We start from the raw sequence: 23,896 nt of genomic DNA on the forward strand, positions 1-23,896 counted from the left end.
GATCCCGCGCGGGAAGCTGGGCCGGCGGGCCATGAGGTTCCGCCCACGCCCGCTTTTCGCTATCCACACCCTAAATCCGGGGGAAGATGCATGCTGCCGCTGCAGGGTATGAAGATCGTGGAGCTCGGCCATTACATCGCCGCTCCCTTTTGCACGCGGCTGCTGGCCGATCTCGGCGCCGAGGTCATCAAGGTCGAGCCGCTGGGCGGCGACCCCTTCCGCGGCTGGGGCGCGCAGAAGGACGGGCATTCCGTCTGGTTCAGCGTGCATGGCCGCAACAAGCTCTCCGTCACGCTCGACCTGAAGAGCGAGGAGGGCAAGCGCCGCGTGAAGGCCCTTTGCGCCCGCGCCGATGCCATGGTGGAGAATTTCCGCCCGGGCTACCTGGAGCGGATCGGCCTTGGCCCCGACGTGCTGCAGGCGGAGAATCCGGGCCTCGTGATCGCGCGCATCAGCGGCTACGGGCAGGACGGCCCCTATCGCGACAAGCCCGCCTTCGGCGCCATCGGGGAGGCGATGGGCGGTTTGCGCCACCTCACCGCCAATCCCGGCGTCACCGACCATCCGCCGCCGCGCTGCGGCGTCTCGATCAGCGACGACCTGGCCGGCATGTATGCGGCGCTGGCCCTCGTCTCCGCCTGCTGGGGCCGCGATCGCGGGCAGGGCAAGGGCCGTGTCCTCGACCTCGACCTGGTGAGCAGCGTCTTCAGCCTCTCCGAGGGCATGCTGCCGGAGCACGGGCTCTTCGGCTGGGTGCGCCAGCCGGCCGGTGCCGCCATCCCGACCGCCGCGCCGACCAACACCTATCTCTGCGCCGACGGGAAATGGCTCTGCATCGCCGGCAATTCCGACCTGATCTTCCGCCGGCTCATGGAGATGATCGGCCGCCCGGAACTCTCCGCGGATCCGCGCATGGCGACCAATGGCGGCCGCTGCGCCCATGCCGGAGAGCTCGACGCCGCCATCGGCGCCTGGACGAAGACCCTGCCGGCGGTCGAGGCCGAGGCCGCGCTGGAGGCGGCCGAGGTTCCGTGCTCCCGCCTCTACGACATCGCCGATTGCGCGGCCGACCCGCATTTCCGGGCGCGCGACATGGTGATGGAGGTGGAGGACCCTCTGCTCGGCCCCGTCCTGCACCCGGCGCCGCCTTTCCGGCTGGACGGCGTTACGCCGGCGGAGATGGTGCGCTGGACAGGCCGCGCGGCCGGCGCCGACAATGACCACGTTTTCTACGAGCTGCTGGGGGAAACCCGATGAAGGTCACGCTTTCCGAGGTCAGCCCGCGCGACGGGCTGCAGCCGATCAAGGACTTCGTCCCGACCGAGACGAAGATCGCCCTCGTCAGGGCCCTGCATGAGGCAGGCATCACCCGCATGGAGGTCGGCAGCTTCGTCAGCCCCCGGGCGATCCCGCAGATGGCCGATACGGGCGAGGTGCTGAAGGTCGCCAAGCAGCTCGAAGGGCTGGAATGCACCGTGCTGGTGCCCAACCGCCGCGGCTTCGACACGGCGATCGCCGCCGGGGCGGACCGGCTCGGCCTCTTCATGTCGGTGACGGAGGGCCACAACAAGGCGAACCTCAACCGCACGCGGATGGAGAGCTTCACCGATCTCGCCGCCATCGTGCGGGACACGCCCAGGGACGTGAAGCTCCGCTTCAACCTTTCCTGCACCTTCCACTGCCCCTTCGAGGGCGTTGTGCCGGAGGCCGAGGCGCTGGAATGGGTGGAGCGCGTCCAGGCACTGGATCCGGAGATGGAGGTCGCGCTCTGCGACACCACCGGCAATGCGTCGCCCGACCAGGTGGGGCGGCTGATGCGTCATTCCATCGAGCATTGGGGGCCGCGCTTCGCCTTCCACGGCCATGACACCTACGGCATGGGCCTGGCCAATATGGCCACGGCCTGGGGCGCGGGCTGCCGCGTGTTCGACGCGGGATCGGGCGGCATTGGCGGATGCCCCTATGCACCGGGTGCGACGGGCAACACGGCCATGGAGGATGCGGTCTGGATGTTCGGCCGCATGGGGGCCGAGACGGGCATCGACTGGCAGCGGCTGCTCGCCGCGGCGGATATGGCGGCCGCCATTCCGGGGGGCATGCCCGGCGGACGGGTTCGTGGGGTTCCGGGCGCCCGCGCCGCCGCCTGAAGTCGTGGCGTCTGGTGCATGATCCGGCCTGCGGGCCGCGATCGCTCCAGGCGGCCGTTGCCAAGTCGAATTGTTACCTTGGCAGGCCCTGCACGGCGCCTTAGCCTCGCCTGATGCCGCCCGGAGAGGCGGCGATGGAGGCTGCCATGACCTATCTGGATCGCCGCACCCTGCTTGGCACAGCTGCGGGGGTGGCCGCGGGGCCCGCCTTCGCCCAGCCAACCGCCACCCACGACGTGCCTTTCTCCACCGGCACCAATGCCCCTGCGCTGCGCGCCCCGGCGAATTCCTGCGACTGCCATTTCCACATCTATGACAACCGCTTCCCGCCCGCGCCGGGCGGGCTGCCCGCAGCCAATGCTTCCCCGGATGACTACCGGAAGCTGCAGGCGCGCATCGGCACGACCCGGGGCGTGGTGGTGCAGCCCTCGCTCTACGGGGTGAACAACGAGCCGACCTTGGCCGGCATGGCCGCTCTCGGCCCGAATTTCCGCGCGGTCGCGGTGGTCAACACCTCCGTCACCGATGCGGAGCTCCAGCGTCTGCACGGCCTCGGCGTGCGTGGCATCCGCTTCAATCTGGCGCAGGCCGGCACCACCACGCTCGAGATGGTGGAGCCGCTCTCCGCCCGGGTGGATGCGCTGGGTTGGCACTGCCAGGTCAACATGCCCGGCGACAAGATCGTGGAGGCCGGCCCGACCTTCCTGCGGGTTCGCGGCAAAATGGTCTTCGATCACCTGGCGCATGTGCCGCATCCGGCCGGCGTCGATAGTGACACCTACAAGTTCATCCGCCGCCTGCTGGACCAGGGCAATACCTGGGTGAAGCTCTCCGGCGCCTATGCCGATACCAAGACCGGCGCGCCGGCCTATGCGGACGCCTCCCTGGTGGCCCGCGCCTTCGCCGCCGCTGCCCCGGAGCGGGTGGTCTGGGGCAGCGACTGGCCGCACCCGACCGAGCGGGCCGACAACAGGCCGAACGACGCCACCCTCTTCGACCTGTTGAGCGACTGGGTCCCGGATGAGCGCGCCCGGCACAAGGTATTGGTCGACAACCCGGCGTTGCTCTACGACTTCCCCGCGACCTGAGATCTGCTACCCGGGACGGCGAGAGCGGTAGCGCGCCGGTTCCGGCGGGAAGCCCTCTCGTGTGAGGCATGTCCATTTCGGGGCTTGGCGTCCCAGCCCCGATCCCCTAGACACCCCCGCAAGGTGGCACCCCTGGAGGCCGCCCGTTTCCGTTTGTGCGGAAGCAAACACACCCAATAGGAGCGAGTAGCATGGTCCAAACCATCAGGATCGAGGCTGCGGCGCGCGGGCGTGCCGGTAAGGGGGCGGCGCGCGCGACCCGGCGAGAGGGGCTTGTCCCCGGTGTTGTCTATGGGGCGAAGCAGGAGGCCACTCTGGTCGCCTTCGATCCCCGCGACATCATGAAGGAATTGAACAAGGGCGGCTGGCAGTCGCACCTCTATGAGGTGGCGGTCAAGGACGGCCCGACCGAGCGCGCCCTGATGCGCGACGTGCAGTTCGATCCGGTCACGGATCGTCCCCTGCACATCGACTTCCAGCGTCTGGCCCCTGGCGCGCGCATCCGCGTGAAGGTGCCGGTGGCCTTCCTCAACGAGGACACCAGCCCGGGCCTCAAGACCGGTGGCGTGCTGAACGTCGTCCGTCGCGAGATCGAAGTGCTGGCCGACCCCGACGCGGTGCCCGAGAAGTTCGAGATCGACCTGGGCGAAGCCACGATCGGCGACAGCCTGCGCTGGTCTGCGGTCAAGGACACCTCCGGCACGAAGCCCGTCATCGTGGGCCGTGACTTCGTCGTGGCCACGCTGGCCGCGCCGACCGTGGTGGAGGATGCCCCCGCGGCTGCCCCTGCCGCTCCGGAAGCCGCCAAGCAGAAGAACCCGGCCGGTGCCGCCTCGGCTTCGACCAAGGGCCCTGCGAAGAAGAAGTAAGGCCGCATCGTGCTGCTCTGGGTAGGGCTCGGCAATCCCGGGCCGGAATACGCGAAGCAGCGCCACAATATCGGCTTCATGGCGCTCGACGCCATTGCTCGCCGCCACGGGTTTTCCCCGTGGCGGTCCAAGTACAAGGGCGAGGTGGCCGAAGGCAGCCTCGGGACGCAGAAGATCCTGCTCCTCAAGCCCATGACCTACATGAATGCCAGCGGCAATGCCGTGCAGGCGGCCGCCGGCTTCCACAAGATTCCCCCCGCCGATATCTGGGCCTGGCACGACGAGCTCGACCTCGCCCCGGGCAAGGTGCGCATCAAGAAGGGCGGTGGTGCTGCCGGCCATAACGGGCTGCGCGACATGCAGCGCGCCCTCGCCACGCCGGATTATTGGCGCATCCGCCTCGGCATCGGGCATCCCGGCCATAAGGACCGCGTGACCGGCCATGTGCTGGGCAATTTTGCCAAGGTGGAGACCTGGGTGGAGCCGCTGCTCGATGCGTTGGCCGATGCCGCGCCGCTGCTGGCCCAGGGAAAGCCCGAGGATTTCATGACGCGGGTCGCGCTGCTGACCCAGGAGAAGAACTGATGGAACCCTTGGTGGTGGATGAGTTCTTCGGCGGCCCCGGGCCCGAGGACCTACTGAACGCGGCGGCCGCCATCGCCCAGGCGCTTCGCCAGTTCGCCGCGACGGAGGCCCAGGCCGCTGCCGGCCTGCGCGCCTGCCTGCCGGGCGCGACCGACCCTGGCCCGATCAGCGACATCCGCCGCGCGAAGTCTGTGGCCCTCGCCGCCGCCGAGGCCGCCAGCCGGGCGGCCCTGCTGCTGGAGACCGCCGATATCCTGGCCCCCGGCGGCACGGTGCCCGAGCTCGCCGCGGCGCTGGCTGCCGCCACGAAGCGCGCCGGCCTGCCGCCCAAGATCCTGCTGCCGCCGCTGCGCGCGGCCTCCCTCTCCCTGCCGACGGACGACGCCTCCGCGCGCATCGCCGCCGCTATCCGCGTGCAGGAACTGGCTGCCGCGCTCAACGCCTGAACGGATCGGAAAGATGGGTTTCAACTGCGGTATCGTCGGCCTTCCCAATGTCGGCAAGTCCACGCTTTTCAACGCCCTGACCCAGACGGTCGCGGCGCAGGCGGCCAATTATCCCTTCTGCACCATCGAGCCGAATGTCGGCCGGGTCGCGGTGCCGGATCCCCGGCTTCAGCAGCTCGCCACCATCGGCAAGAGCCAGAAGATCGTCCCGACCAGCCTGGAATTCGTCGACATCGCGGGCCTGGTCCGCGGCGCCTCGAAGGGTGAGGGGCTGGGCAACCAGTTCCTCGGCAATATCCGCGAGGTCGATGCCATCGTGCATGTCCTCCGCTGCTTCGAGGATGGCGACGTCACCCATGTGGATGGCGCCGTGGACCCGCTGCGCGACGCCGAGACGGTCGAGACCGAGCTCATGCTCGCCGACCTCGACAGCCTCGAGAAGCGTGTGCCCGCGCTGCAGAAGAAGGCGCGCGGGAACGACAAGGAGGCCGCTGCCCAGCTCGCTCTGATCGAGGCGATCCTGCCGGCGCTGCAGGCGGGCCGCTCCGCCCGGACGGCCGTGCCGAAGGGCGAGGAGGAGGCGGCCCGCCGCCTCGGCCTCATGACCAGCAAGCCCGTGCTCTACGTCTGCAACGTCGACGAGGGCTCGGCCGCCACCGGCAACGAGCACAGCGCGCGGGTGATGGAATTCGCCAAGGCGCATGGCGCGCCCGCCGTCATCGTCAGCGCGGCCATCGAGTCGGAGATCGCTCAGATGGCCGAGGGCGATCGCGGCGAGTTCCTGGACACGCTGGGTCTTCAGGACAGCGGCCTCGATCGCATCATCCGCGCCGGCTACGGGCTGCTCGGCCTCATCACCTACTTCACGGTCGGCCCCAAGGAGACCCGGGCCTGGACCATCCATAAGGGCATGACGGCGCCCCAGGCGGCCGGCGTCATCCATGGCGATTTCGAGCGCGGCTTCATCGCGGCCGAGACCATCGGTTTCGACGACTACATCGCCTTGAACGGCGAGCAGGGCGCCAAGGAAGCCGGCAAGATGCGCGTCGAGGGCAAGACCTACCTCGTGCGCGACGGCGATGTGATGCTCTTCCGCTTCAACGTGTGAACGACGGAGGCGAACGGTGCTCGATTGGCTGTACGGGATGCTGGAGCGCGACCCGACCGCCGTCGTGCTGCCGATCGCCTGCCTCTGCGGCCTGCTGATGGGGACGGAGCGCGAGCTCCGTGGCCATCGGGGTCAGCTCCGCGTCTGCGTGCTGGTCTGCGTCGCGGCGGCAGCCTTCTCCGACCTCGTGGTGACGCGGGCGGAGAGTTCGAACTGGGCCAATGGCTTCGGCTCCATCGCGCAGGGCGTGGGCTTCCTTGGCGCCGGGCTCATCATGAAGGACGGGGCGACCGTCCGCGGCGTCTCGACGGCGGCGACGCTCTGGTGCGTGGCGGCGGCCGGGGCGGCCGCGGGCGCGCGCGAGATCGTCGCGGCGCTCCTCGTCACGCTGATCGTGCTGGGGGCCAATCTGGTGCTTCGGCCCATCAATATCTGGGCCCGCCGGCGCCAGACCGCCGACACGGCCGACGGCGAATAGGCCCTCGCAGGCTTGGTGCGGCGAGAGCCGCCCTCAGAAATCGCTGACCCGTCCCTTGCGTTCCCAGTCATTGTATCTGGTGGGCTCGGGCCCGGCGGGGCCGCCATCCTCGTGCGCGGGCGACGAATAGGGGCGCTTCGGCCGGTCGAACTTGGTCAACGGTGGCGCGGCGCGCGGCGTTGTGGAGGGGGCAGGGGGCTTTTCTTCCTCGGTCATTCTCCCGATGTGGGGCGAAAGGAGAATTTCGGAAAGATGGTCAGGACCTTCATTCTTCTCGCGGGGCTGACGGCGCTCTTCGTCGCCATCGGCTATATGCTGGGCGGCAGCGGTGGGGCCCTGATCGCACTCGTCATCGCGGGGGGTATGAACCTCTTCGCCTGGTGGGGCAGCGACGGCGTCGTGCTGCGCATGCACAATGCCCAGCCGGTGACGCCGGCCGAGGCGCCGCAGCTCTACCGGATGGTGGAGGGCCTGGCGGCCCGCGCCGGACTGCCCATGCCGGCGCTCTACGTGATCCATGAGGATCAGCCGAACGCCTTCGCCACGGGACGGAACCCCCAGCGCGGCGCCGTGGCGGTGAACACCGGCCTTCTCGACCTGATGACCGAGCAGGAGGTGGCGGGCGTCGTCGCCCATGAGCTGGCCCATATCAAGCACCGCGACACGCTGATCATGGCCGTCACCGCGACGCTGGCCGGCGCCATCGGCTTCATGACCCAGTTCGGCGGCATGATGGCCAGGGGCCGGGGCGATCAGCGCGGCAATAATCCTATGGGCATGATCGGCCTTCTGCTGATGATGATCCTGGGCCCGATGGCCGCGGCCCTGGTGCAGATGGCGATCAGCCGCGCCCGCGAATACGAGGCCGACGCCGAGGGGGCGCGTATCTGCGGCGATCCGACCTGGCTCGCCAACGGGCTCGCCAAGCTCGAGCGCGGCAAGGTCGGCCGGGTGAACGAGACCGCGGAAGCCAATCCGGCCAGTGCGCATATGTTTATCATCAATCCGCTCTCCGGCCTGCGGCTGGACAGGCTCTTCTCCACCCACCCGCCGACGGAGGAGCGCATCGCGCGTCTCATGGCCATGACGGGGCCCGGCAGGCCGTCCCCGCAACTGCCTTCCGCGCAGATGCCGTCCACCACCAAGGGCGCTTCGCCATGGCAGGCCCCGGGCACCGGCAAGAGTAATCCCTGGGCATAATGACCTGGGGCTGCCGCCCATCAAGGCAGCAGCCCCATTCTACACTTCCATTACTGCAATCTATGTATGGCGCGCGTTCATCTTCGTGCCATGCTGCCTCGTCCGGATTGGAGGAGGTTCCATGCTTCGCACTGGTCTCGCCGCGCTTCTTGGTCTTGCATCCCTTGCCTTTCCCGCCATGGCGCAGACGGCGATTCCAGCCGGACCAAGGATCGCCATCACGGCGGTGACCCAGCCGCTGCCGACCCAGCCCCAATTCGTCCTCGTCGATCAGCGCCTCCTGCGTGACGGGCTGCGCGAGCGCAGCGGCGGACGCATCCAGGTGACGCTCGCGAGCCATGCGGAGCGCAACCTCGCCGGCAACGAGATCGTCCGCCTCGTCCGCGCCGGGCAGGCGGAGATCGGCGCCGGCACGCTCTCCACCCTGTCCGGCGACGTGCCCATCCTGGATGGCGTGGACCTCTCCGGCCTCGCGCCCGATATCGGCCTCGCGCGCCAGATCGCCGATGCCATGACGCCCGTCGCCAATCGCGACCTTGAGCGCTTCGGCGTCCGCATCATGGCGATGTATCCCTTCCCGGCGCAGGTCCTCTTCTGTCGTCAGCCCTTCGCCCGGCTGTCCGACCTGCGGGGCCGGCGCATCCGCACCTTCGGCAACAGCCTCGTGGATTTCTACACGGCGCTCGGCGCGCAGCCGACCTCCATCGGCTTCCCGGAAGTCTATTCGGCCCTGGAGCGCGGGGTGGTCGATTGCGCCATCACCGGCTCCGGCTCCGGCGTCTCCGCCCGGTGGCCCGAGGTCTCCACCCATATCAGCGACCTGCCGGTGAGCTGGGCCGTGGCGGCCTACATCGTCAACCTGAACTGGTTCAACCGGCTGGAGCCGCCGGTGCGCGCGCTGATCGAGGCGACCTTCCGCGAGATCGGCGACCGTCAATGGGAGCTCGGCGCGGCAGCGACGCGCGACGGCATCGATTGCGCCATTGGCCGCCAGGAAAATTGCCGCATCCACGCCCTGGCCACCCGCCCGATGACCGAGGTGGTCGCGAACGACGCCGACAAGGCCGAGACGCGCCGCATCTTCGAGCAGGTGGTGCTGCCAGGCTTCGTGCGCCGCTGCGGCGCGCGCTGCGGCGAGATTTACAATCAGACCATCGCGCCCATTTCCGGCATCCGGTTCGGCGGCTGAACATGCTGAGCTGGGCCACAAGGCTCCGCCGCGGCGTCGCGGCGGTAGCGACGCTCATGGCGCTCGTCGCCGGCTGGAACTACGTCGCCTGCGCCGTGTTTATCACGGGCGACATCGTGGGCCGCAACGTCTTCGGCGTTTCCTCGGCCGCGACCGTGGAGGTGACGGGCTATATGCTGGCCTGCGGCATCGCCTGGGCGCTGGCGCATACCCTGGCCCGGCGCGCCCATATCCGCGTGGACGTGCTGGTAACGCGCCTGCCGCTGAAATGGCGCGCGCCGCTGCATCTCTTCGCCCTGTCGCTGCTGGCCTGCTTTGCCGCCTTCGCGGCCTGGGCCGGCTGGGAACTCTACCAGGAAAGCGCGCTCTTCGACGCGCATGACAATTCCGCGCTGCGCATCCCCATGGTGATCCCGCAGGGCATCTGGGTGGTCGGCCTCGCCGCCTTCCTCGTCATGACGCTGGTCCTGCTTCTGGAGGGTGCGCTGGCACTGGTGACGGGGCAGGGCGCGCAGCTCGACCGGCTGCTGGGCTCGCGCACGATCGACGACGAGGCGGAGGAAGCGCTGGAGGCGGTGTCCATGGCGCGCAAGGGGGGATCACAGGCTTGATTGCCATTGCCTTTCTGCTGGGGCTGCTCGGCGTCGTCATCGTCGCCGCGGCCTCGGGGGCACAGAGCCTGCCCATCGCCGAGATCCTGATGTTGATAGGCGTCTTCATCCTCTTCTTCGGCTCCGGCGTGTACATCGCGGCCGTCCTCGGCATCCTGGCCTTCCTCACCGGCTTTCTGTTCAGCGACCGGCCCTGGTGGCTCTTCGCGGGCCAGACGCTCTGGGGGCCGTCCTCCAACTTCGTGCTGGTCGCCGTCCCGCTGTTTCTCCTGATGGGCGAGATCCTGCTGCGCGCCGGCCTGTCGGACCGCCTGTATCGCGCGCTGAACATCTGGCTGAACCGCCTGCCGGGCGGGCTGCTGCACACGAACATCGTCAGCTGCGCGGTGTTCAGCGCCATCAGCGGATCGAGCGTCGCGACGGCGGCCACGATGGGTTCCGTGGCGCTGCCTTATTTCCAGGGCACGCCCTACAATCAGCGCTGGGTGCTAGGCTCGCTCGCGGCTGGCGGCGCGCTCGGCAACCTCATCCCACCGGGCATCACCTTCATCATCTACGGGCTGATCACCGAGACCTCGGTGGGCGCGCTCTACATCGCCGCGCTGCTGCCCTCTATCCTGGTCACGGGGCTCTTCCTGGCGCTGATCGCCTGGCACGGCTTCCGCAATCCGATGGACAAACCGCCGCCGCTGCCCTTCGCGATGAAGGTGCGCGCGCTGGCCGATCTCGTGCCGACGCTGCTGCTCATCCTGCTCGTCCTCGGCTCCATCTATGCCGGCTGGGCGACGCCCACGGAGGCGGCGGCGCTGGGCGTCACCGGGGCCATGTTCTTCGCGGCGCTGGAGGGGAAGCTGTCCTTCCGGATGCTGAACGCCTCGGCCGAGGCGACCGCGCGCAACACCGCGCTGCTCGGCCTGATCATCTTCGGCGCCTATCTGCTGAACTACATCCTCACCACCATCAACGTGCCCCAGGCTCTGGCGTCCCTCATCGCCGACCTGCCTTTGCCGCCCTGGGCGATCATGCTCTGCATCATCGGCCTCTACATCGCGCTCGGCACCTTCATGGAAGGCTTCGCGATGATCATCACGACCGTGCCGGTGATTTTCCCGGTCGTGGTGGCGCTCGGCTACGATCCCATCTGGTTCGGCGTCATCGTGACCATGCTGGTCGAGATCGCCCAGATCAGCCCGCCGGACGGGACGGTGATGTACGTGCTGCAGGGCATGCGCCCCAAGGCCGGGCCGATCACCGACGTCTTCGTGGGCGTGATGCCCTTTCTCCTCGCCTATCTCGCCGCGGTGGTCCTGATGCTGATCTTTCCCGAGATCGCGCTCTGGCTGCCCAGCCTCATGTCCTGATCAACTGGAACTGACCCCATGGAACAGCGCCCGGTCCGCATCGCCGTCGACATCGGCGGGACCTTCACCGACCTTCAGATCCTGGACGCCCGGCATGGCCGCGTCGTCGCCTGGAAGACGCCGACCACGCCCGCGGACCCCTCGGAGGGCCTGCTGATCGGCGTGCAGGAGGCGGCGGAGCGCTTCGGCTTCGCCCTCGCCGATGTCGGGTTGATCCTGCACGGCACGACCATCGCGACCAATGCGGTGCTGGAGCGCAAGCTCGCTCGTGGCGTGCTGCTGACCACCGCCGGCTTCGAGGATGTGCTGGAGATCACTCGCCATTTCCGGCGTGACCTCTACGGCCTGGCGCCCGATCCCTTGCCCTGCCTGATTGGGCGCGACCTGCGCTTCGGCGTGCCGGAGCGCATCCGAGCCGATGGCAGCGTGGAGATTCCGTTGGGGGAACTTGCCCCCGTCCTGGAGCGGTTGAAGGCCGCGAAGCCGGAGGCGATCGCGATAGGGCTCCTGCACGCCTATGTGAATCCCGCTCATGAGCTGGCCCTGCGCGACGCGGTGCAGGCGGCGCTGCCTGGCATCCCCGTCAGCATCTCCTCCGAGATCAGTCCGGAGATCCGCGAATACGAACGGCTTTCGACCACCGTGCTAAACGCGGTGCTGATGCCGGTGGTGAAGACCTATCTGGAGAAGCTGGAGGCCCGGCTGGGCGAGGGCGGGTTCTCACCCCGCGTCTTCCTGGTCCAGTCCAATGGCGGCATGTGCAGCCTTGCGCGCGCCGCGGCGCAGCCCGCGCGGTTGCTGCTCTCAGGCCCCTCCGGTGGCGCCCTCGCGGCCGAGCGGCTGTCGCGCCGGTTAAGCCGGCCCAACCTCGTGGCGGTCGATATGGGCGGCACGAGCTTCGACGTGAGCGTCGTGCAGGATCATCGCATCGGCCTCGTCACCCAGGGCGAGGTGGACCGCCTGCCGGTGCGCCTGCCGATGGTGGAGATGCGCACCATCGGTGCGGGCGGCGGCTCCATCGCGGCGGTCGATGCCTCGGGCCGCCTGACCGCCGGGCCGCGCAGCGCCGGCGCCCGGCCCGGCCCGGTCTGCTATGGCCGCGGCGGCACCTTGCCGACGGTGACCGATGCCAATGCCGTGCTGGGCCGCTTCGATCCGGACTTCTTCCTGGGCGGGGCCATGGCGCTCGACGTCGCGGCCGCACGCGATGCCATGGCGCAGCATGTCGGCGCACCGCTGGCGCTGACGGTGGAAGCGGCGGCGGAGGGCGTGCTGCGCGTCACCAACGTTCAGCTGGCCTCCGCGGTGCGCCTCTCGCTCTTCGAGAAGGGCCTGGATCCGCGTGAATTCGCGCTGCTCTCCTTCGGCGGCGCCGGCGGGTTGCACGCGACGGAGGTGGCCGACGAGCTCGGCATCACCGAGGTTATCCTGCCGCGCGAGCCCGGCACGCTTTCAGCCTATGGCATTCTCTTCTCCGAGCTGGCGCAGGACCTCGCGCGCTCGCGGCTGCTCACCGTCGAGCCGGCGTCGCTGCCGGAGATCGAGGCCACCATCGCCGCCCTGCGGGAGGAAGCCACGGCGCGCCTCATCGCCGACGGGGTGCCGGAGGACCAGCGCGCAACGGAGATCGCCGCCGACCTGCGCTACCATGGCCAGGCCTTCGAACTCCTGGTTCCCTGGCCGGAGGCGCCCAATCTCGACGCGCTGCTCCAGCGCTTCCACGCGACCCACAAGGCGCGCTTCTCCTACGCCGCGGAGGACGAGAAGGTGGAGATCGTGACCCTGCGCATGACCGCCATCGGCCGCCTTCCCAAGCCCGCGGAGACCTCCGGCACGGCCGCCGAGAAGCGCGCGGCGCCCGGCACGCGCAAGGTCTCGCAGGGCGGCGTCAGCGCCTCCTGGCCGGTCTGGCGGCGTGAGACGCTGCATGCCGAGGATGTCATCCAGGGACCGGCCATCGTGGAGGAGGCCTTCGCGACGCATGTGATCTCCGCCGGTTGGCAGGCGAAGCTCGACCCCGAAGGGGCACTGATCGCAAGGAGGGTTGCCTGATGCTCGGTCCCATCGAAATCGAAGTCATCCGCAACGCCCTCAACGCGGCGGCAGCGGAAATGGACGTCACCGTCTGGCGCACCAGCCGCAGCACCATCGTGCGCGAGCTGCTGGATTATTCCACCGCCGTCTTCGACGCCGAGGGCTGGAACCTCGCGCAATCCGCGCGCATTCCCGGTCACCTCAATTCCATGAGCCATGCGCTGCGCGAGATCCTCGCGAATTTCGTGCCGGCGAGCGAGTGGAACGAGGGCGACGTCGTCATCACCAACGACCCCTATTGCGGCGGCCAGCATCTGCCGGACATCGTCGCCTATAAGCCGGTCTACCACGAAGGGCGGCGCATCGCCTTTGTCGGCACGCTTTGCCATCACATCGACGTGGGCGGCCTCGCCGCCGGCAGCTATGCCGCCAAGGCCACAGAGATCTTCCAGGAGGGGCTGCGCATCCCGCCGGTGAAGGTCCTCGACAGGGGCGTCCGCAACGACGGCATCTGGGCGATGATCCGCCAGAACATCCGCAAGCCGGACCTGCTGCTGGGCGACCTTTCCTCGCAGCTGGCCAGCCTCGATGTCGGTGCCGCCGCCCTTCTGCGCCTGGCGCGGCGCTTCGGGGCCGAGGCCATGATCGAGGCCGGGAACCGCATCCTCGACATGAGCGAGGCCGGCATGCGCGCCGCCATCGCGGCCATGCCCGACGGCACCTATGAGTTCACCGATTTCCTCGACGACGACGGCATCGACATCGGCAAGCCTATTCGCCTGCATGTCGCCCTCACCATCAAGGGCGACGAGGCCTCGGTGGATCTTTCCGGCTGCAGCCCGCAGGCCGCGGGGCCGACCAATGCGACGCTGGCCAGCACCAACTCCGCCGTGATGTTCGCGCTGATGTGCTGCGCCGACTCCTCCATGCACATCAGCGCGGGCTGCTACCGCCCCATCACGGTCATCGCGCCGGAGGGGCTGGTGGTGAATGCGCGGCACCCCGCGCCCGTCGCGCATCGGGTGGCCGTCACGCACCGGTTGCTCGGCACCATGAATGGCGCGCTGCACCAGGCGGTGCCGAAGCTGATCCCCGCCGCCTATTACGGCAACAGCTACGTCACCACCTTCCAGACCGTCGCCGAGACGCGGGAAGTGCTGGTGGAGATCGAGATCGGCGGCTCCGGCGCGCATCCGAGCAAGGATGGCGTGAACGCCTATGCCAGCGGCATGCACAACAACAGCAATATCCCGATCGAGATGATCGAGGCGCAGCTGCCGCTGACCATCCTGCGCTACGCGCTGCGCGAGGGCAGCGGCGGCGAGGGGCGGTTCCGCGGTGGCCTCGGCCTCCTGCGGGAATGGCGGATCGACAGCCCGCGCTGCTTCTTCACCTCCAATATGGATCGCTTCGACCATCCTCCCTACGGCCTCGCCGGCGGTGGCCCGGCCGCGTTGGGGCAGCTGGTGCTGCGGCGGGACGGGGTGGAGACGCCGATTCCGCCGAAGACCGACAACCTGCCGCTCGGCCGGGGGGATGTGGTTCGGCTGGAGACTTCGGGCGGCGGCGGCTTCGGTCCCGCGGAAGAGCGGCCCGCGGCGGCGCGCGAGCACGATAAGGCGATGGGGTATCTGTGACGCCAGCGGCCGTGACTTACTGTTGACCCTCGACCTTCGGCGCGACACCCTTTCGGGATAAATCCGGGAGGGACGGGAATGGCGAAGCAGTTGCGGGTGGCGGTGCTGGGCGCCGGCACCATGGGCCACGCGCTGGCATTGGTCTTCGCCATGGGCGGCCATCGCGTCCGCCTGACGGATTCTGATTCCGCGACGCTGGATCGGGCCCAGGGCCTGATGGAGAAGGCGCTCGCCACGCTCGAGGAGGTGGGGGAGGCCCCCAAGGGCTGGGGCAGCGCGCAGCTTGCCCAGGCCTGCACGCGGCACGCCAGCCTCGAGGAATGCGTCGATGGCGCGGAGCTGATCGTCGAGGCCATCGTGGAAAATCCCGAGGCGAAGACGGAGCTCTACAAGCGCCTCGACGCCTGCGCGCCCGCCAACGCCATCTGGGCCAGCAATACCAGCTATCTCGACGTCTTCCCGCTGATGCCGCCGGCGCGGCTGAAGCGGGCGCTGATCGCGCATTGGTACACGCCGCCCTACCTCGTCGATCTCGTGGATCTGGTGCCCCATGCCGAGACCGACGAGGCGGTGCTGCAGGAGGTGAAGTCGGTCATCGAGGCGATGGGCAAGGTGCCGATCGTCATGCGGAAGTTCATCTCGGGCTATGTCGCCAACCGCATCCAGGCGGCGGTGCAGGCCGAGGTGCAATTCCTCATCGATAACGGCTACGCCACGGCGCAGGAGATCGACGCCGCCGTCATCCACGGCATCGGGCTGCGCCTGCAGATCATCGGGGTGATGGCCAAGGCGGATTTCACGGGTCTGCGCATGCTGCAGCACGCGGCGCGCAACGGCACCTATGTCCCGCCTGTGCCGGGCACGAGCCCGAGCATGGACGCGCTGGTCGCCAAGGGCGACGCCGGGGTCTTCGACGGCAAGGGCTATTACGACTGGGGCGGCAAGCCGCCCGCCGAGCTCTTCGAGGAGCGTGACCGCCGCCTCATCAAGCTCAAGCAGAGCCTGCGCGGCATCGGCTTCATGGCCGGCTTCGACGTGAAGGCGAACGAGGCATGATCCGCTACGACCTCAAGGGCAAGACGGCGATCGTGACCGGCGGGGCCTCGGGCATCGGCCTCGCGACCGTGCGATTGCTGGCCCGCAACGGCTGCAAGGTGGCGATCAACCACCTGGCCGACGATCCGCGCGGCCTTGACCAGGTGGAAGCGCTGCGGGCGGAGGGGCTCGATGTCCTCTCCGCACCCGGCAATGTCGGCGACGCGGCGGATGGGCCGCGCATGGTCGAGCAGGCGGTGAAGGATCTCGGCCGGCTCGACTATCTGGTGAACAATGCCGGCACGCCGGGGACGCGGACCACCATCGGCCCCCATGAGCTGGACCGGCTCACGGAGGAACTGTGGGAGGCCGTCGTCCAGGTGAATCTGCTCGGCGTCTTCCGCTGCGCGAAGGCCGCGGCGCCGCACCTGAAGAAGAGCGGGGGCGCGTTGGTCTCCGTCGCCTCCATCGCCGGCCTCGATTCGCCGGGTTCTTCGATGGCCTATGGCGCCACCAAGGCCGGCGTCATCTCGCTGACGAAGAACCTGGCGCGCACCCTGGGGCCCGAGGCGCGGGCCAATGCCGTGGCGCCCGGGGCGGTCAATTCGAGCTGGATGATCGAATGGACCAATGAGCAGCGCGCCGGTTCCATCGACCAGGCGCTGCTCAAGCGGCGCTGCGAGCCGGAGGACCTGGCCGAGGTGATGGTCTTCCTGCTGGCCGGCGCGGCGATGGTGACGGGCCAGACCATCGTGGTGGATGGCGGCCTGACCCTCAGCTGAGTCGAGTTATCCGACGGCGACGATCGCCTCGATCTCCAGCAGGAAATCCGGCACGGGCAGCGCGGCGACGACGCTGGTCGTGCGGGCGGGAAGATGGTCGGCCGGGAAGGCGGCCGCATAGAGCTTGTTCATCTCCGCGACATCGGTCGCGCGGGTGAGCAGGACATTGGTCTTGAGGATGCGCGTCATATCGGCGCCGGCCTCCGCCAGCACGACCTTCAGGTTCTCGATGACCTGCGCGAATTGCGCCGCGAAGTCGCCGCGCGCGATCTTGCCTTGCAGATCGACCGGTCCGAGGCCCGAGACGTAGAGCGTCCCGCCATGGCGCACGGCTATGGAGAAGGGGGGAAAGGGCCGTCCGCCGGTCGGCGTCGCAAATCGCGTGATGTCCTGCATACTGCGTCCTCCTTGTCGCGGCGCGATCCTGTCCTATCCTGCGCGCTTCGCGAAGGAGATGGCGGTATGGCCCAGGTCGATACGGACCGATTTCTCAAGGACCTCAACGAGCTTCGTAAGATCGGCGAGTTCAGGACGGGCGTGCATCGTCCCACTTTTTCCCCCGAGGACATGGAGAGCCGCGCCTGGCTGATGGACCGCATGCGGGAATGCGGGCTGGAGCCCACCATCGACGGCATCGGCAATGTCTTCGGCCGGCATCCCGGGCCCGGCCCGCATCTCCTGGTCGGCAGCCATATCGAGAGCCAGAACGAGGCCGGCTGGCTGGATGGCGCGCTGGGCGTGGTGTCGGGCGTGGCCTTGGCCCGCGCGGGCCTGCCCGTGGATGTTGTCGCCTTCGCGGATGAGGAGGGCCACTACGGCAGCTTCATCGGCAGCCGCTCCATGACCGGGCTGCTGGACGAGGCCGAGATCGACACGCTCACCAACCGCTATCACGGCAAGCCGCTGCGGCAGGCGCTGAAGGAGGCCGGGCTTGAAGGTAAGCCGCGCCTTCGGCTCGATCCCGCCCGCTACAAGGGCTTCTTCGAGATGCATATCGAGCAGGGCACGCAGCTCGAATCGCAGAACCTGCGCGCGGGCGTCGTCACCGGCATCGTGGCCATCTGGCAGTACCGGATCCGCATCCAGGGCATGCAGGACCATGCCGGCGGCACCACCATGGCCGAGCGCAAGGATGCGGGCCTCACCGCGGTGCGGATGCTGTCGCGCATCGACCGTGAGTTCCCGATGGTCTGCGGCCCGCGCACGGTCTGGACCTGCGGGCGCATCGCGCTCGATCCCGGCGCGCCCTCCATCATCCCGGGCGAGGCCGAGGTGCTGTTCCAGTTCCGCGACATCGACGTGCCGACGCTGGAGCGGCTGGAAGCGTGCCTGCGCTCCATCGTGCAGGAGATGAACCGGACCGAGCGCACCGTCTCGACCCTCGAGGTGATGAGCCGCAGCAAGCCCTCGCCCTGCGATCCGGCGATGCAGGCCAGCCTGGCCGAGTCGGCGACGAAGCATGCCAATGGCCAGTGGCAGCACATGCCGAGCGGTGCCGGGCACGACGCGCAGTACATGGCGCGCATCATGCCCGCGGCCATGCTCTTCACGCCGTCGATCAACGGCATCAGCCATCATTGGGCCGAGGACACGAAGGAAGAGGATCTGGCGCTGAACATCCGCATCCTGGCCGATGCGGCGGAAGCCTTCCTGCGCGGCGGCTGAGGCCGCGCCGCTCGCACAAAACGGCCCGGCGCCCGTGAGGCGCCGGGCCCGCCTGCTCTAGCTGATGACGCGGATCGGCGTGCCCGCGTTGAAGGCCTCGATCGCTTCCACCGCACCCGCGAAATAGGCGCGGTAATTCTCCTCGGTCGAATAGCCGAGATGCGGCGTCAGGACCGTGTTCCGCGCCGAGAGGATCGGATGATCGCTGGGCAGGGGCTCGATGTCGAAGACGTCAAGGCCGGCGCCGGCGATCCGGCCCTCGTTCAGCGCCGCGATCAGCGCCGGCTGATCCACCAGCGGCCCACGGGAGGTGTTTACCAGGAAGGCCGTCGGCTTCATCGCCGCGAGCTCCGCAGCACCCACGATTCCGCGTGACCGCTCGGACAGCACGACATGCAGGGTCACCACATCGGCCTCGGCGAAGAGCGTCGCCTTGTCGACGCGGGTGGCGCCCTCGGCCGCGGCCTTCTCCTCGGTGAGGTTCTGGCTCCAGGCGATGACCTTCATGCCCAGGGCCTGGCCGACCTTCGCGACCTTGCTGCCGAGCTTGCCGAGGCCGACCACGCCCAGCGTCTTGCCCTCGAGCGTCGAGCCCAGCCCGATCTGCCAGCTGCCGGCGCGCAGCGAGGCGGTCTCGGATGGCAGCTGGCGGGCCAGGGAGAGAATGAGGCCCCAGGTGATTTCCACCGTGGGCGATCCGAAGCTCGAGGTCCCGCAGAAGGTGACGCCGCGCTCGGCGCAGGCGGCGGCGTCGATGCCGCGGTTGCGCTCGCCGGTGGTGAGGAGAAGCTTCAGGTTCGGCAGCCGCTCGAGGAGCGCGCGCGTGAAGGGCGTGCGCTCGCGCATCGCCAGGATGCCGTCGAAGGGCAGGAGGCGCCGCACCAGCGCGTCCTGGTCGGTGATGGTGTCGCGGAAGACGGTCTTTTCCAGCCCAGGCAGCCGGTCCCAGGGGCCGAGCCCGAGGGTGACGTCCTGGTAGTCGTCGAGGATGGCGAGCTTCTTCAATTCGGGCATGTGTCCCTCCCTGGAACGATGCGTCGGGGCGGGAGGGACGGCGAGAATCAACGGGCCGTCAAGCCAGCAGCGCCTCGGCGGCGGACCGGAGCGCGGCGGGGAGGGGCACGGTCCGCGACTGCTCGTCGCGCTTCACATAGACATGGGTGAAGTGGCCTTCCGCGATCGCCTGGTCCTCGTCGTTGCGGAACAGGGCCAGCGCGTAGGTGATGGAGGAGCCGCCGAGGCGCTGTACGCGCAGGCCGCCGGTGATCTCGTCTGGGAAGGCGGCGGGCGCGTGGTAGCGGCAGCCCGTCTCGACCACGAGGCCGACCTCGGTGCTCGTCTTCAGGTCCAGCACGCCATGCGCCAGCAGGAAGCGCGCGACCAGCGTGTCGAACAGGCTGTAGTGCTGGACGTTGTTCATGTGGCCGTAGATGTCGTTGTCCATCCAGCGCAGCGGCATCGCGAGGAACCAGCGATAATCCGCCCTGCGGCCGGGCGGCGTTCTCACGCCAGGGCCTCCTCGACCACCGCCTCGTCCACGCAGAGCTCGAAGGCCGGCACGTGCGGCAGCGCCTTGGCCCGCAGCATGGCCGCGCCCAGCGCCTCGAAGGCGGCGCGCGGGAAGCGCGGCCCGTCGCGCCAGATGCCGATCTCCTGGTAGCGCCCAACGGCCCGGGTCAGGATCTCGGGCGGCACCTCCGGGAAATAGGGCTCCAGCAGGGCGGCGACCTCGGCGGCGCCGGCTTCGGCCAGCCAGCCCAGCGTCTCGGACAGCGCGCGCACCAGGCCGCGCATCGCCTCGCGCCGCTCCGTCAGGGTGTCCTGCCGGGCGTAGAGGGAGGAATAGGCCATCGGCCCTGCCTCGGCCTGGGCGTACCAGACGTGGGCGCCCTTTGCCTCGGCCTCCGCGGCGAAGGGCTCGAAGACCTGGATGGCGTCGAGCGTGCCCTGCATCAGGCGGGCGAGGTTCTGCGTCATGCTCGCGCCCGAGCGGTCCTTGATCTTCTGGCCGCCGGCGCGCGACACCGCCTCGGCGAGGCACCAGACCGGCGTCGGGACCTCCGTCACCAGCCCCAGCCGCATCCCGGGGAGCTCCGCCAGGTGCAGGCCCTCGCGCTCGGACCGGCCCACGATCAGGAAGGGGTCGCGCATGATGACGGCGCAGAAGGCGGTGAGGGGCGTGGTCGGGTCCTCGGCGCGGTGCTGCATGACCCGCATGGGCCCGCTCCAGGCGACGTCCGCCTTGCCGAGGGAAACGGCCTCGGCCGCGAGGGAGGTGCTTCCGGCGGTCTTCATGCGGACCTTCAGCCCCTGGCGGCCATAGGCCCCCCGCGCCTCGGTCAGATAATAGGGGGCGTAGAAAAGCGCCCGGAAAGGTTCGGCGAGGGTCAAGGTTGGCGTCATGCCGGCAGCATAGCGGGCGATTCCGCGTCGATTCCAGCCGGCCGCCTGAAGTTGGGGCTTCGCTGGCGGCGCCGGGCCGGCTATCACAGCTTGTTCATCCTTGTAGCCCGGGAAGCCCCAGGAACCCATGTCAGCCACAGCGAGGCCCGCCTCGCCCCCCGAAGTCTTCCGCCTGCGGGCCAGCAACTACAGCCTGCTGACGCTGCGCCTGCTCTCCGGCGACGTCCAGGCGGTCCTGCCCGCGCTGGGCGACCAGTTCCGCCGCGCGCCCGGTTTCCTGCGTTTCGCCCCCATCGCCATCGGACTCGACGACCTGGGCGGCGAGCAGGTGGACTTTCATGCCCTCATCCACGGGCTGCGCGCGCTGGAGATCCTTCCCATCGGCGTGGTCGGCGGTTCGCAGCCCTTGCGGGCGGCGGCTGCCGGCGCGGGCCTGCCCACGCTCCGCCCGAGCGGCCAGCGCGAGACCGAGGTCGAGGCGCCGTCGCCCGTGGGCGCGCCGCCCGTCAATGTCGCGCCGCCCGTCATGGCCGAGCCGCCGCGCCCCGCGATGCCCCGCACCATGATGGTGACGCAGGCGGTCCGCGCGGGCCAGCGCATCTATGCGCAGGGCAGCGACCTCATCATCATCGGTTCGGTCAATGCCGGCTCCGAGGTGATCGCGGATGGCAATATCCATATCTACGGCGCCCTGCGCGGCCGTGCCGTGGCGGGTGCCTCCGAGGATGGGGAGGCCCGCATCTTCGCGCAGAATTTCGATCCGGAGCTGGTCGCCATCTCCGGCTTCTATGCCGTGCGCGAGGGGCTATCCTCGACGCCGATCGGCCGCGGGGTGCAGGTGCGCCTCGACGGCGAGCAATTGCGGTTCGATCCCCTTGGGTGAGCCGATGACCAACTCCAGAAGGAATCAACCATGGCGCAGGTGATCGTCGTCACGTCGGGCAAGGGAGGAGTGGGCAAGACCACGAGCTCCGCCGCCATCGCCACCGGCCTCGCGCAGCGGGGCAAGAAGACCGTGGTCATCGACTTCGACGTCGGCCTGCGCAACCTCGACCTCATCATGGGCGTCGAGCGGCGGGTGGTCTTCGACATCGTGAACGTCGTCCAGGGCGAGGCGAAGCTGTCGCAGGCCCTCATCAAGGACAAGCGCGTCCCCGGCCTGTCCATCCTTCCGGCGTCGCAGACGCGCGACAAGGATGCGCTGACCAAGGAAGGCGTGCAGGCCATCATCGAAGAGCTGTCGCAGGAGTTCGACTACATCGTCTGCGACAGCCCGGCCGGCATCGAGAAGGGCGCGCTGATGTCGCTCTACTTCGCCGACCAGGCCATCGTGGTGACGAACCCCGAGGTCAGTTCGGTGCGCGACAGCGACCGCATCCTGGGCGTGCTGCAGTCCAAGTCGAAGCGCGCCGAGGAGAAGAAGGAGCCGGTGAAGCAGCACCTCCTGCTCACCCGCTACGATGCGGCGCGCGTCGAGCGCGGCGAGATGCTGAAGCTGGAGGATGTGCTGGAGATCCTGGCCATCCCCCTGCTCGGCGTGATCCCGGAGAGTGAGAGCGTCCTGAAGGCGTCCAACGCCGGCAATCCCGTGATCATGGACACGGAGAGCCAGGCCGGGCAGGCCTATAGCGACGCCGTCTCCCGCTTCCTGGGTGAGGAAAGGCCGCATCGGTTCCTCGATGTGGAAAAGAAGAAGGGCCTGCTCGGCCGGCTCTTCGGTGGGAGGGCCGCATGAGCTGGCTGAACTTCTTCCGTAAGGAACGCGAGACGAACGGCACCGCAGCCACCGCGAAGGACCGGCTGCAGGTCATCATCAGCCACGAGCGGGTGAGCCGGACGAAGGACGACTTCCTGCCCAAGCTCCAGCAGGAGCTGGTGCAGGTGGTCGCGCGCTACGTCTCGATCGATCCCGGGAAGGTGCAGGTCAATCTCGAGCGTGGGGGCGACTTCTCCACGCTGGCGATCGACATCGAACTTCCGGGCCCCGCCGGCAAGGCGGCCTGACCGAGCCGAGGATCGTGCCCGCAAGGGCGATATGGTCCTCGCCTCTTGCCGAGGCGTGCCTGCGCGGGTGAGATGAACCTCCAAGAATGCTTGAAGGTTCTACGCATGACACCCGCATTGAAGGCGGCGATCGACTTCGCCATCGCCAACGAGACTGCCTGGCCGCGTGATATCCTGGCCCATCTGGAAAGTGGCTTCTTCGAGCCTGCCCCCGACAATGAGGTGATTGGCCCGACCGCGCCGCGCGGTGGTCCGAATGGCGTCATCTACTGGCACGGCAAGCGCGTCGCCGAATGGGGCGACCCCACCCGCGCCGACATGACCTTCAGCGTCGCCAAGAGCTACCTGGCTATCCTCGCCGGCCTTGCCTGGCGGGACGGGCTGCTGACTGATCTCGACGCCAAGGTCTCCGACAAGGTGGCGCACGAGGCCTTCACCGGCCCGCGCAACGGCGTGGTGACCTGGCGCCAGCTGCTCACCAACACCTCCGAATGGGAAGGCACGCTCTTCGGCAAGAGCGACCTGATCGATCGCGGCCGCAACCTCGGCGTGGAAGGGCAGGGCAAGAAGCGCAGCACCCGCCCCCTCGCGGAGCCCGGCGCCTATTGGGAATATAACGACGTCCGCGTGAACGCGCTCAGCCTGGCGCTGCTGCACCTCTTCCGCCGCCCGCTGCCCGAGGTCTGGGCCGAGCGCATCATGCAGCCCATCGGCACGAGCGACGGCTGGACCTGGCGCGGCTACCGTACCTCGGGCGTCGACATCGACGGCAAGGTGATCGAGAGCGTGTCGGGCGGCGGCCACTGGGGCGGCGGCCTCATCATCAATGCCGAGGATCAGGCCAAGGTGGGCCTTCTGATCGCCGCGGATGGGCAGTGGAACGGGCGCGAGGTCATCCGCAAGGAATGGCTCGATCTCTGCCGCACGCCCTGCGCGCTGAATCCGCATTACGGCTTCCTCTTCTGGCTGAACACGGGCCGCACCAAGTGGCCGAGCGCGAGCGAGGGCACGGTCTGCTTCCTCGGCGCGGGCGGCGCCACCACCTGGATGGAGCCGGCGGACGGCATCGTCGCCGTGTCGCGCTGGCTCGACAGCACGAAGCTCGACGAGTTCATGCGCCTCGTGCGCAGCGCCCTCGCCGACTAGGGCGCCCCTTCGGGATCGTGGCTGCAAGCTGTCGCGATCCCGTCGGTTTTCTGCGGACGCAGCGCAGAATCGAAGGCTAGAGTTCGACCATCGCGCATGCCGTCACCC

The 23,896-nt window shown here is 68.9% G+C and carries 26 protein-coding genes; 21 read left to right on the forward strand and 5 right to left on the reverse strand.

What is annotated here, in order from left to right:
* The first annotated feature begins 90 nt into the window (after positions 1 to 90).
* From KHU32_RS16625 to KHU32_RS16660, 8 genes are all read left to right on the forward strand, one after another.
* Entirely contained in the window at positions 91 to 1,257 is a 1,167-nt protein-coding gene (locus tag KHU32_RS16625; RefSeq protein ID WP_213671272.1) for a CaiB/BaiF CoA transferase family protein, read from the forward strand.
* Positions 1,254 to 2,147, forward strand: a complete 894-nt coding sequence (locus KHU32_RS16630; RefSeq protein WP_213671273.1) for a hydroxymethylglutaryl-CoA lyase — start codon at positions 1,254 to 1,256, stop codon at positions 2,145 to 2,147. The genes KHU32_RS16625 and KHU32_RS16630 overlap by 4 nt, the downstream gene beginning before the upstream one ends.
* A 146-nt stretch (positions 2,148 to 2,293) precedes the next feature.
* Complete coding sequence (locus tag KHU32_RS16635) at positions 2,294 to 3,235, forward strand: amidohydrolase family protein (RefSeq protein WP_213671274.1); 942 nt, start codon at positions 2,294 to 2,296, stop codon at positions 3,233 to 3,235.
* Positions 3,236 to 3,426: 191 nt separating this feature from the next.
* A complete protein-coding gene (locus tag KHU32_RS16640; RefSeq protein ID WP_213671275.1) occupies positions 3,427 to 4,104 on the forward strand; it encodes a 50S ribosomal protein L25/general stress protein Ctc in 678 nt (225 codons plus the stop codon).
* Between the two features lie 9 nt (positions 4,105 to 4,113).
* The gene (pth, locus tag KHU32_RS16645) at positions 4,114 to 4,689 is read left to right on the forward strand and encodes an aminoacyl-tRNA hydrolase (protein ID WP_213671276.1); all 576 of its coding nucleotides are present in this window, start codon (positions 4,114 to 4,116) and stop codon (positions 4,687 to 4,689) included.
* The gene (locus tag KHU32_RS16650; protein ID WP_213671277.1) at positions 4,689 to 5,135 is read left to right on the forward strand and encodes a hypothetical protein; all 447 of its coding nucleotides are present in this window, start codon (positions 4,689 to 4,691) and stop codon (positions 5,133 to 5,135) included. Before pth ends, KHU32_RS16650 begins: the two co-directional genes overlap by 1 nt.
* A 13-nt stretch (positions 5,136 to 5,148) precedes the next feature.
* Entirely contained in the window at positions 5,149 to 6,243 is a 1,095-nt protein-coding gene (gene ychF, locus KHU32_RS16655) for a redox-regulated ATPase YchF (RefSeq protein ID WP_213671278.1), read from the forward strand.
* Positions 6,244 to 6,259: 16 nt separating this feature from the next.
* The gene (locus tag KHU32_RS16660) at positions 6,260 to 6,721 is read left to right on the forward strand and encodes an MgtC/SapB family protein (protein WP_213671279.1); all 462 of its coding nucleotides are present in this window, start codon (positions 6,260 to 6,262) and stop codon (positions 6,719 to 6,721) included.
* A 33-nt stretch (positions 6,722 to 6,754) separates the two neighbouring features.
* On the opposite strand, the gene KHU32_RS16665 is transcribed toward KHU32_RS16660, so the two are convergent.
* Positions 6,755 to 6,937, reverse strand: coding sequence for a DUF1674 domain-containing protein (locus tag KHU32_RS16665; RefSeq protein WP_213671280.1), 183 nt, complete (start codon positions 6,935 to 6,937; stop codon positions 6,755 to 6,757).
* Positions 6,938 to 6,973: 36 nt separating this feature from the next.
* On the opposite strand from KHU32_RS16665, the gene htpX reads away from it, so the two are divergent.
* The 8 genes from htpX to KHU32_RS16705 all read left to right on the forward strand — a co-directional run bounded on the left by htpX (position 6,974) and on the right by KHU32_RS16705 (position 16,570).
* Entirely contained in the window at positions 6,974 to 7,921 is a 948-nt protein-coding gene (gene htpX / locus KHU32_RS16670; RefSeq protein ID WP_213671281.1) for a zinc metalloprotease HtpX, read from the forward strand.
* Positions 7,922 to 8,042: 121 nt separating this feature from the next.
* Complete coding sequence (locus tag KHU32_RS16675) at positions 8,043 to 9,110, forward strand: TRAP transporter substrate-binding protein (protein ID WP_213671282.1); 1,068 nt, start codon at positions 8,043 to 8,045, stop codon at positions 9,108 to 9,110.
* A gap of 2 nt (positions 9,111 to 9,112) precedes the next feature.
* Positions 9,113 to 9,721, forward strand: a complete 609-nt coding sequence (locus KHU32_RS16680) for a TRAP transporter small permease subunit (protein ID WP_213671283.1) — start codon at positions 9,113 to 9,115, stop codon at positions 9,719 to 9,721.
* The gene (locus tag KHU32_RS16685; protein WP_213671284.1) at positions 9,718 to 11,082 is read left to right on the forward strand and encodes a TRAP transporter large permease; all 1,365 of its coding nucleotides are present in this window, start codon (positions 9,718 to 9,720) and stop codon (positions 11,080 to 11,082) included. The genes KHU32_RS16680 and KHU32_RS16685 overlap by 4 nt, the downstream gene beginning before the upstream one ends.
* An 18-nt stretch (positions 11,083 to 11,100) precedes the next feature.
* Positions 11,101 to 13,134 (forward strand): hydantoinase/oxoprolinase family protein, encoded by a 2,034-nt coding sequence (locus KHU32_RS16690; RefSeq protein WP_213671285.1) that lies wholly within the window; start codon positions 11,101 to 11,103, stop codon positions 13,132 to 13,134.
* The gene (locus tag KHU32_RS16695; protein ID WP_213671286.1) at positions 13,134 to 14,753 is read left to right on the forward strand and encodes a hydantoinase B/oxoprolinase family protein; all 1,620 of its coding nucleotides are present in this window, start codon (positions 13,134 to 13,136) and stop codon (positions 14,751 to 14,753) included. Before KHU32_RS16690 ends, KHU32_RS16695 begins: the two co-directional genes overlap by 1 nt.
* A 78-nt stretch (positions 14,754 to 14,831) precedes the next feature.
* Complete coding sequence (locus tag KHU32_RS16700) at positions 14,832 to 15,809, forward strand: 3-hydroxyacyl-CoA dehydrogenase family protein (protein ID WP_249681262.1); 978 nt, start codon at positions 14,832 to 14,834, stop codon at positions 15,807 to 15,809.
* Positions 15,806 to 16,570: an SDR family NAD(P)-dependent oxidoreductase gene (locus tag KHU32_RS16705; RefSeq protein WP_213671287.1), complete on the forward strand. Its 765-nt coding sequence runs from the start codon at positions 15,806 to 15,808 to the stop codon at positions 16,568 to 16,570. The genes KHU32_RS16700 and KHU32_RS16705 overlap by 4 nt, the downstream gene beginning before the upstream one ends.
* A gap of 6 nt (positions 16,571 to 16,576) precedes the next feature.
* Here the strand turns inward: KHU32_RS16705 and KHU32_RS16710 are convergent, their stop codons facing one another.
* Complete coding sequence (locus tag KHU32_RS16710) at positions 16,577 to 16,966, reverse strand: RidA family protein (protein WP_213671288.1); 390 nt, start codon at positions 16,964 to 16,966, stop codon at positions 16,577 to 16,579.
* A 66-nt stretch (positions 16,967 to 17,032) separates the two neighbouring features.
* Here KHU32_RS16710 and KHU32_RS16715 point away from each other — a divergent pair, with 66 nt between their 5' ends.
* Positions 17,033 to 18,235, forward strand: coding sequence for a Zn-dependent hydrolase (locus tag KHU32_RS16715; protein ID WP_213671289.1), 1,203 nt, complete (start codon positions 17,033 to 17,035; stop codon positions 18,233 to 18,235).
* A gap of 57 nt (positions 18,236 to 18,292) precedes the next feature.
* Here KHU32_RS16715 and KHU32_RS16720 read toward each other — a convergent pair whose 3' ends face one another.
* Genes KHU32_RS16720 through KHU32_RS16730 form a run of 3 tightly spaced genes read right to left on the reverse strand, consistent with a single transcriptional unit; the run spans position 18,293 to position 20,638 of the window.
* Entirely contained in the window at positions 18,293 to 19,249 is a 957-nt protein-coding gene (locus KHU32_RS16720; protein WP_213671290.1) for a D-2-hydroxyacid dehydrogenase family protein, read from the reverse strand.
* 58 nt (positions 19,250 to 19,307) lie between these two features.
* Positions 19,308 to 19,742, reverse strand: a complete 435-nt coding sequence (locus tag KHU32_RS16725) for an acyl-CoA thioesterase (RefSeq protein ID WP_347265566.1) — start codon at positions 19,740 to 19,742, stop codon at positions 19,308 to 19,310.
* The gene (locus tag KHU32_RS16730; RefSeq protein ID WP_213671291.1) at positions 19,739 to 20,638 is read right to left on the reverse strand and encodes an ABC transporter substrate-binding protein; all 900 of its coding nucleotides are present in this window, start codon (positions 20,636 to 20,638) and stop codon (positions 19,739 to 19,741) included. The genes KHU32_RS16725 and KHU32_RS16730 overlap by 4 nt, the downstream gene beginning before the upstream one ends.
* A 127-nt stretch (positions 20,639 to 20,765) precedes the next feature.
* Here KHU32_RS16730 and minC point away from each other — a divergent pair, with 127 nt between their 5' ends.
* The 4 genes from minC to KHU32_RS16750 all read left to right on the forward strand — a co-directional run bounded on the left by minC (position 20,766) and on the right by KHU32_RS16750 (position 23,788).
* A complete protein-coding gene (minC, locus tag KHU32_RS16735) occupies positions 20,766 to 21,521 on the forward strand; it encodes a septum site-determining protein MinC (protein ID WP_213671292.1) in 756 nt (251 codons plus the stop codon).
* Positions 21,522 to 21,551: 30 nt separating this feature from the next.
* Positions 21,552 to 22,373 carry a septum site-determining protein MinD gene (gene minD, locus KHU32_RS16740; protein WP_213671293.1) on the forward strand — a complete coding sequence of 274 codons (822 nt, stop codon included), beginning with the start codon at positions 21,552 to 21,554 and terminating at the stop codon, positions 22,371 to 22,373.
* Positions 22,370 to 22,642, forward strand: coding sequence for a cell division topological specificity factor MinE (gene minE / locus KHU32_RS16745; protein ID WP_213671294.1), 273 nt, complete (start codon positions 22,370 to 22,372; stop codon positions 22,640 to 22,642). The genes minD and minE overlap by 4 nt, the downstream gene beginning before the upstream one ends.
* 105 nt (positions 22,643 to 22,747) lie before the next feature.
* Positions 22,748 to 23,788: a serine hydrolase domain-containing protein gene (locus KHU32_RS16750; RefSeq protein ID WP_249681264.1), complete on the forward strand. Its 1,041-nt coding sequence runs from the start codon at positions 22,748 to 22,750 to the stop codon at positions 23,786 to 23,788.
* Positions 23,789 to 23,896 lie beyond the last annotated feature (108 nt).

The sequence above is a fragment of the Roseococcus pinisoli genome (assembly GCF_018413645.1).
GTDB lineage: Bacteria > Pseudomonadota > Alphaproteobacteria > Acetobacterales > Acetobacteraceae > Roseococcus > Roseococcus pinisoli.

What these genes read in the sequence shown, in the direction of transcription:
- KHU32_RS16625 (WP_213671272.1), top strand. Translation starts at nt 91, where the DNA reads ATGCTGCCGCTGCAGGGTATGAAGATCGTGGAGCTCGGCCATTACATC.
- KHU32_RS16630 (WP_213671273.1), top strand. Translation starts at nt 1,254, where the DNA reads ATGAAGGTCACGCTTTCCGAGGTCAGCCCGCGCGACGGGCTGCAGCCG.
- KHU32_RS16635 (WP_213671274.1), top strand. Translation starts at nt 2,294, where the DNA reads ATGACCTATCTGGATCGCCGCACCCTGCTTGGCACAGCTGCGGGGGTG.
- KHU32_RS16640 (WP_213671275.1), top strand. Translation starts at nt 3,427, where the DNA reads ATGGTCCAAACCATCAGGATCGAGGCTGCGGCGCGCGGGCGTGCCGGT.
- KHU32_RS16650 (WP_213671277.1), top strand. Translation starts at nt 4,689, where the DNA reads ATGGAACCCTTGGTGGTGGATGAGTTCTTCGGCGGCCCCGGGCCCGAG.
- ychF (WP_213671278.1), top strand. Translation starts at nt 5,149, where the DNA reads ATGGGTTTCAACTGCGGTATCGTCGGCCTTCCCAATGTCGGCAAGTCC.
- KHU32_RS16665 (WP_213671280.1), bottom strand. Translation starts at nt 6,937, where the DNA reads ATGACCGAGGAAGAAAAGCCCCCTGCCCCCTCCACAACGCCGCGCGCC.
- htpX (WP_213671281.1), top strand. Translation starts at nt 6,974, where the DNA reads ATGGTCAGGACCTTCATTCTTCTCGCGGGGCTGACGGCGCTCTTCGTC.
- KHU32_RS16675 (WP_213671282.1), top strand. Translation starts at nt 8,043, where the DNA reads ATGCTTCGCACTGGTCTCGCCGCGCTTCTTGGTCTTGCATCCCTTGCC.
- KHU32_RS16680 (WP_213671283.1), top strand. Translation starts at nt 9,113, where the DNA reads ATGCTGAGCTGGGCCACAAGGCTCCGCCGCGGCGTCGCGGCGGTAGCG.
- KHU32_RS16690 (WP_213671285.1), top strand. Translation starts at nt 11,101, where the DNA reads ATGGAACAGCGCCCGGTCCGCATCGCCGTCGACATCGGCGGGACCTTC.
- KHU32_RS16695 (WP_213671286.1), top strand. Translation starts at nt 13,134, where the DNA reads ATGCTCGGTCCCATCGAAATCGAAGTCATCCGCAACGCCCTCAACGCG.
- KHU32_RS16700 (WP_249681262.1), top strand. Translation starts at nt 14,832, where the DNA reads ATGGCGAAGCAGTTGCGGGTGGCGGTGCTGGGCGCCGGCACCATGGGC.
- KHU32_RS16705 (WP_213671287.1), top strand. Translation starts at nt 15,806, where the DNA reads ATGATCCGCTACGACCTCAAGGGCAAGACGGCGATCGTGACCGGCGGG.
- KHU32_RS16710 (WP_213671288.1), bottom strand. Translation starts at nt 16,966, where the DNA reads ATGCAGGACATCACGCGATTTGCGACGCCGACCGGCGGACGGCCCTTT.
- KHU32_RS16715 (WP_213671289.1), top strand. Translation starts at nt 17,033, where the DNA reads ATGGCCCAGGTCGATACGGACCGATTTCTCAAGGACCTCAACGAGCTT.
- KHU32_RS16720 (WP_213671290.1), bottom strand. Translation starts at nt 19,249, where the DNA reads ATGCCCGAATTGAAGAAGCTCGCCATCCTCGACGACTACCAGGACGTC.
- KHU32_RS16730 (WP_213671291.1), bottom strand. Translation starts at nt 20,638, where the DNA reads ATGACGCCAACCTTGACCCTCGCCGAACCTTTCCGGGCGCTTTTCTAC.
- minC (WP_213671292.1), top strand. Translation starts at nt 20,766, where the DNA reads ATGTCAGCCACAGCGAGGCCCGCCTCGCCCCCCGAAGTCTTCCGCCTG.
- minD (WP_213671293.1), top strand. Translation starts at nt 21,552, where the DNA reads ATGGCGCAGGTGATCGTCGTCACGTCGGGCAAGGGAGGAGTGGGCAAG.
- minE (WP_213671294.1), top strand. Translation starts at nt 22,370, where the DNA reads ATGAGCTGGCTGAACTTCTTCCGTAAGGAACGCGAGACGAACGGCACC.
- KHU32_RS16750 (WP_249681264.1), top strand. Translation starts at nt 22,748, where the DNA reads ATGACACCCGCATTGAAGGCGGCGATCGACTTCGCCATCGCCAACGAG.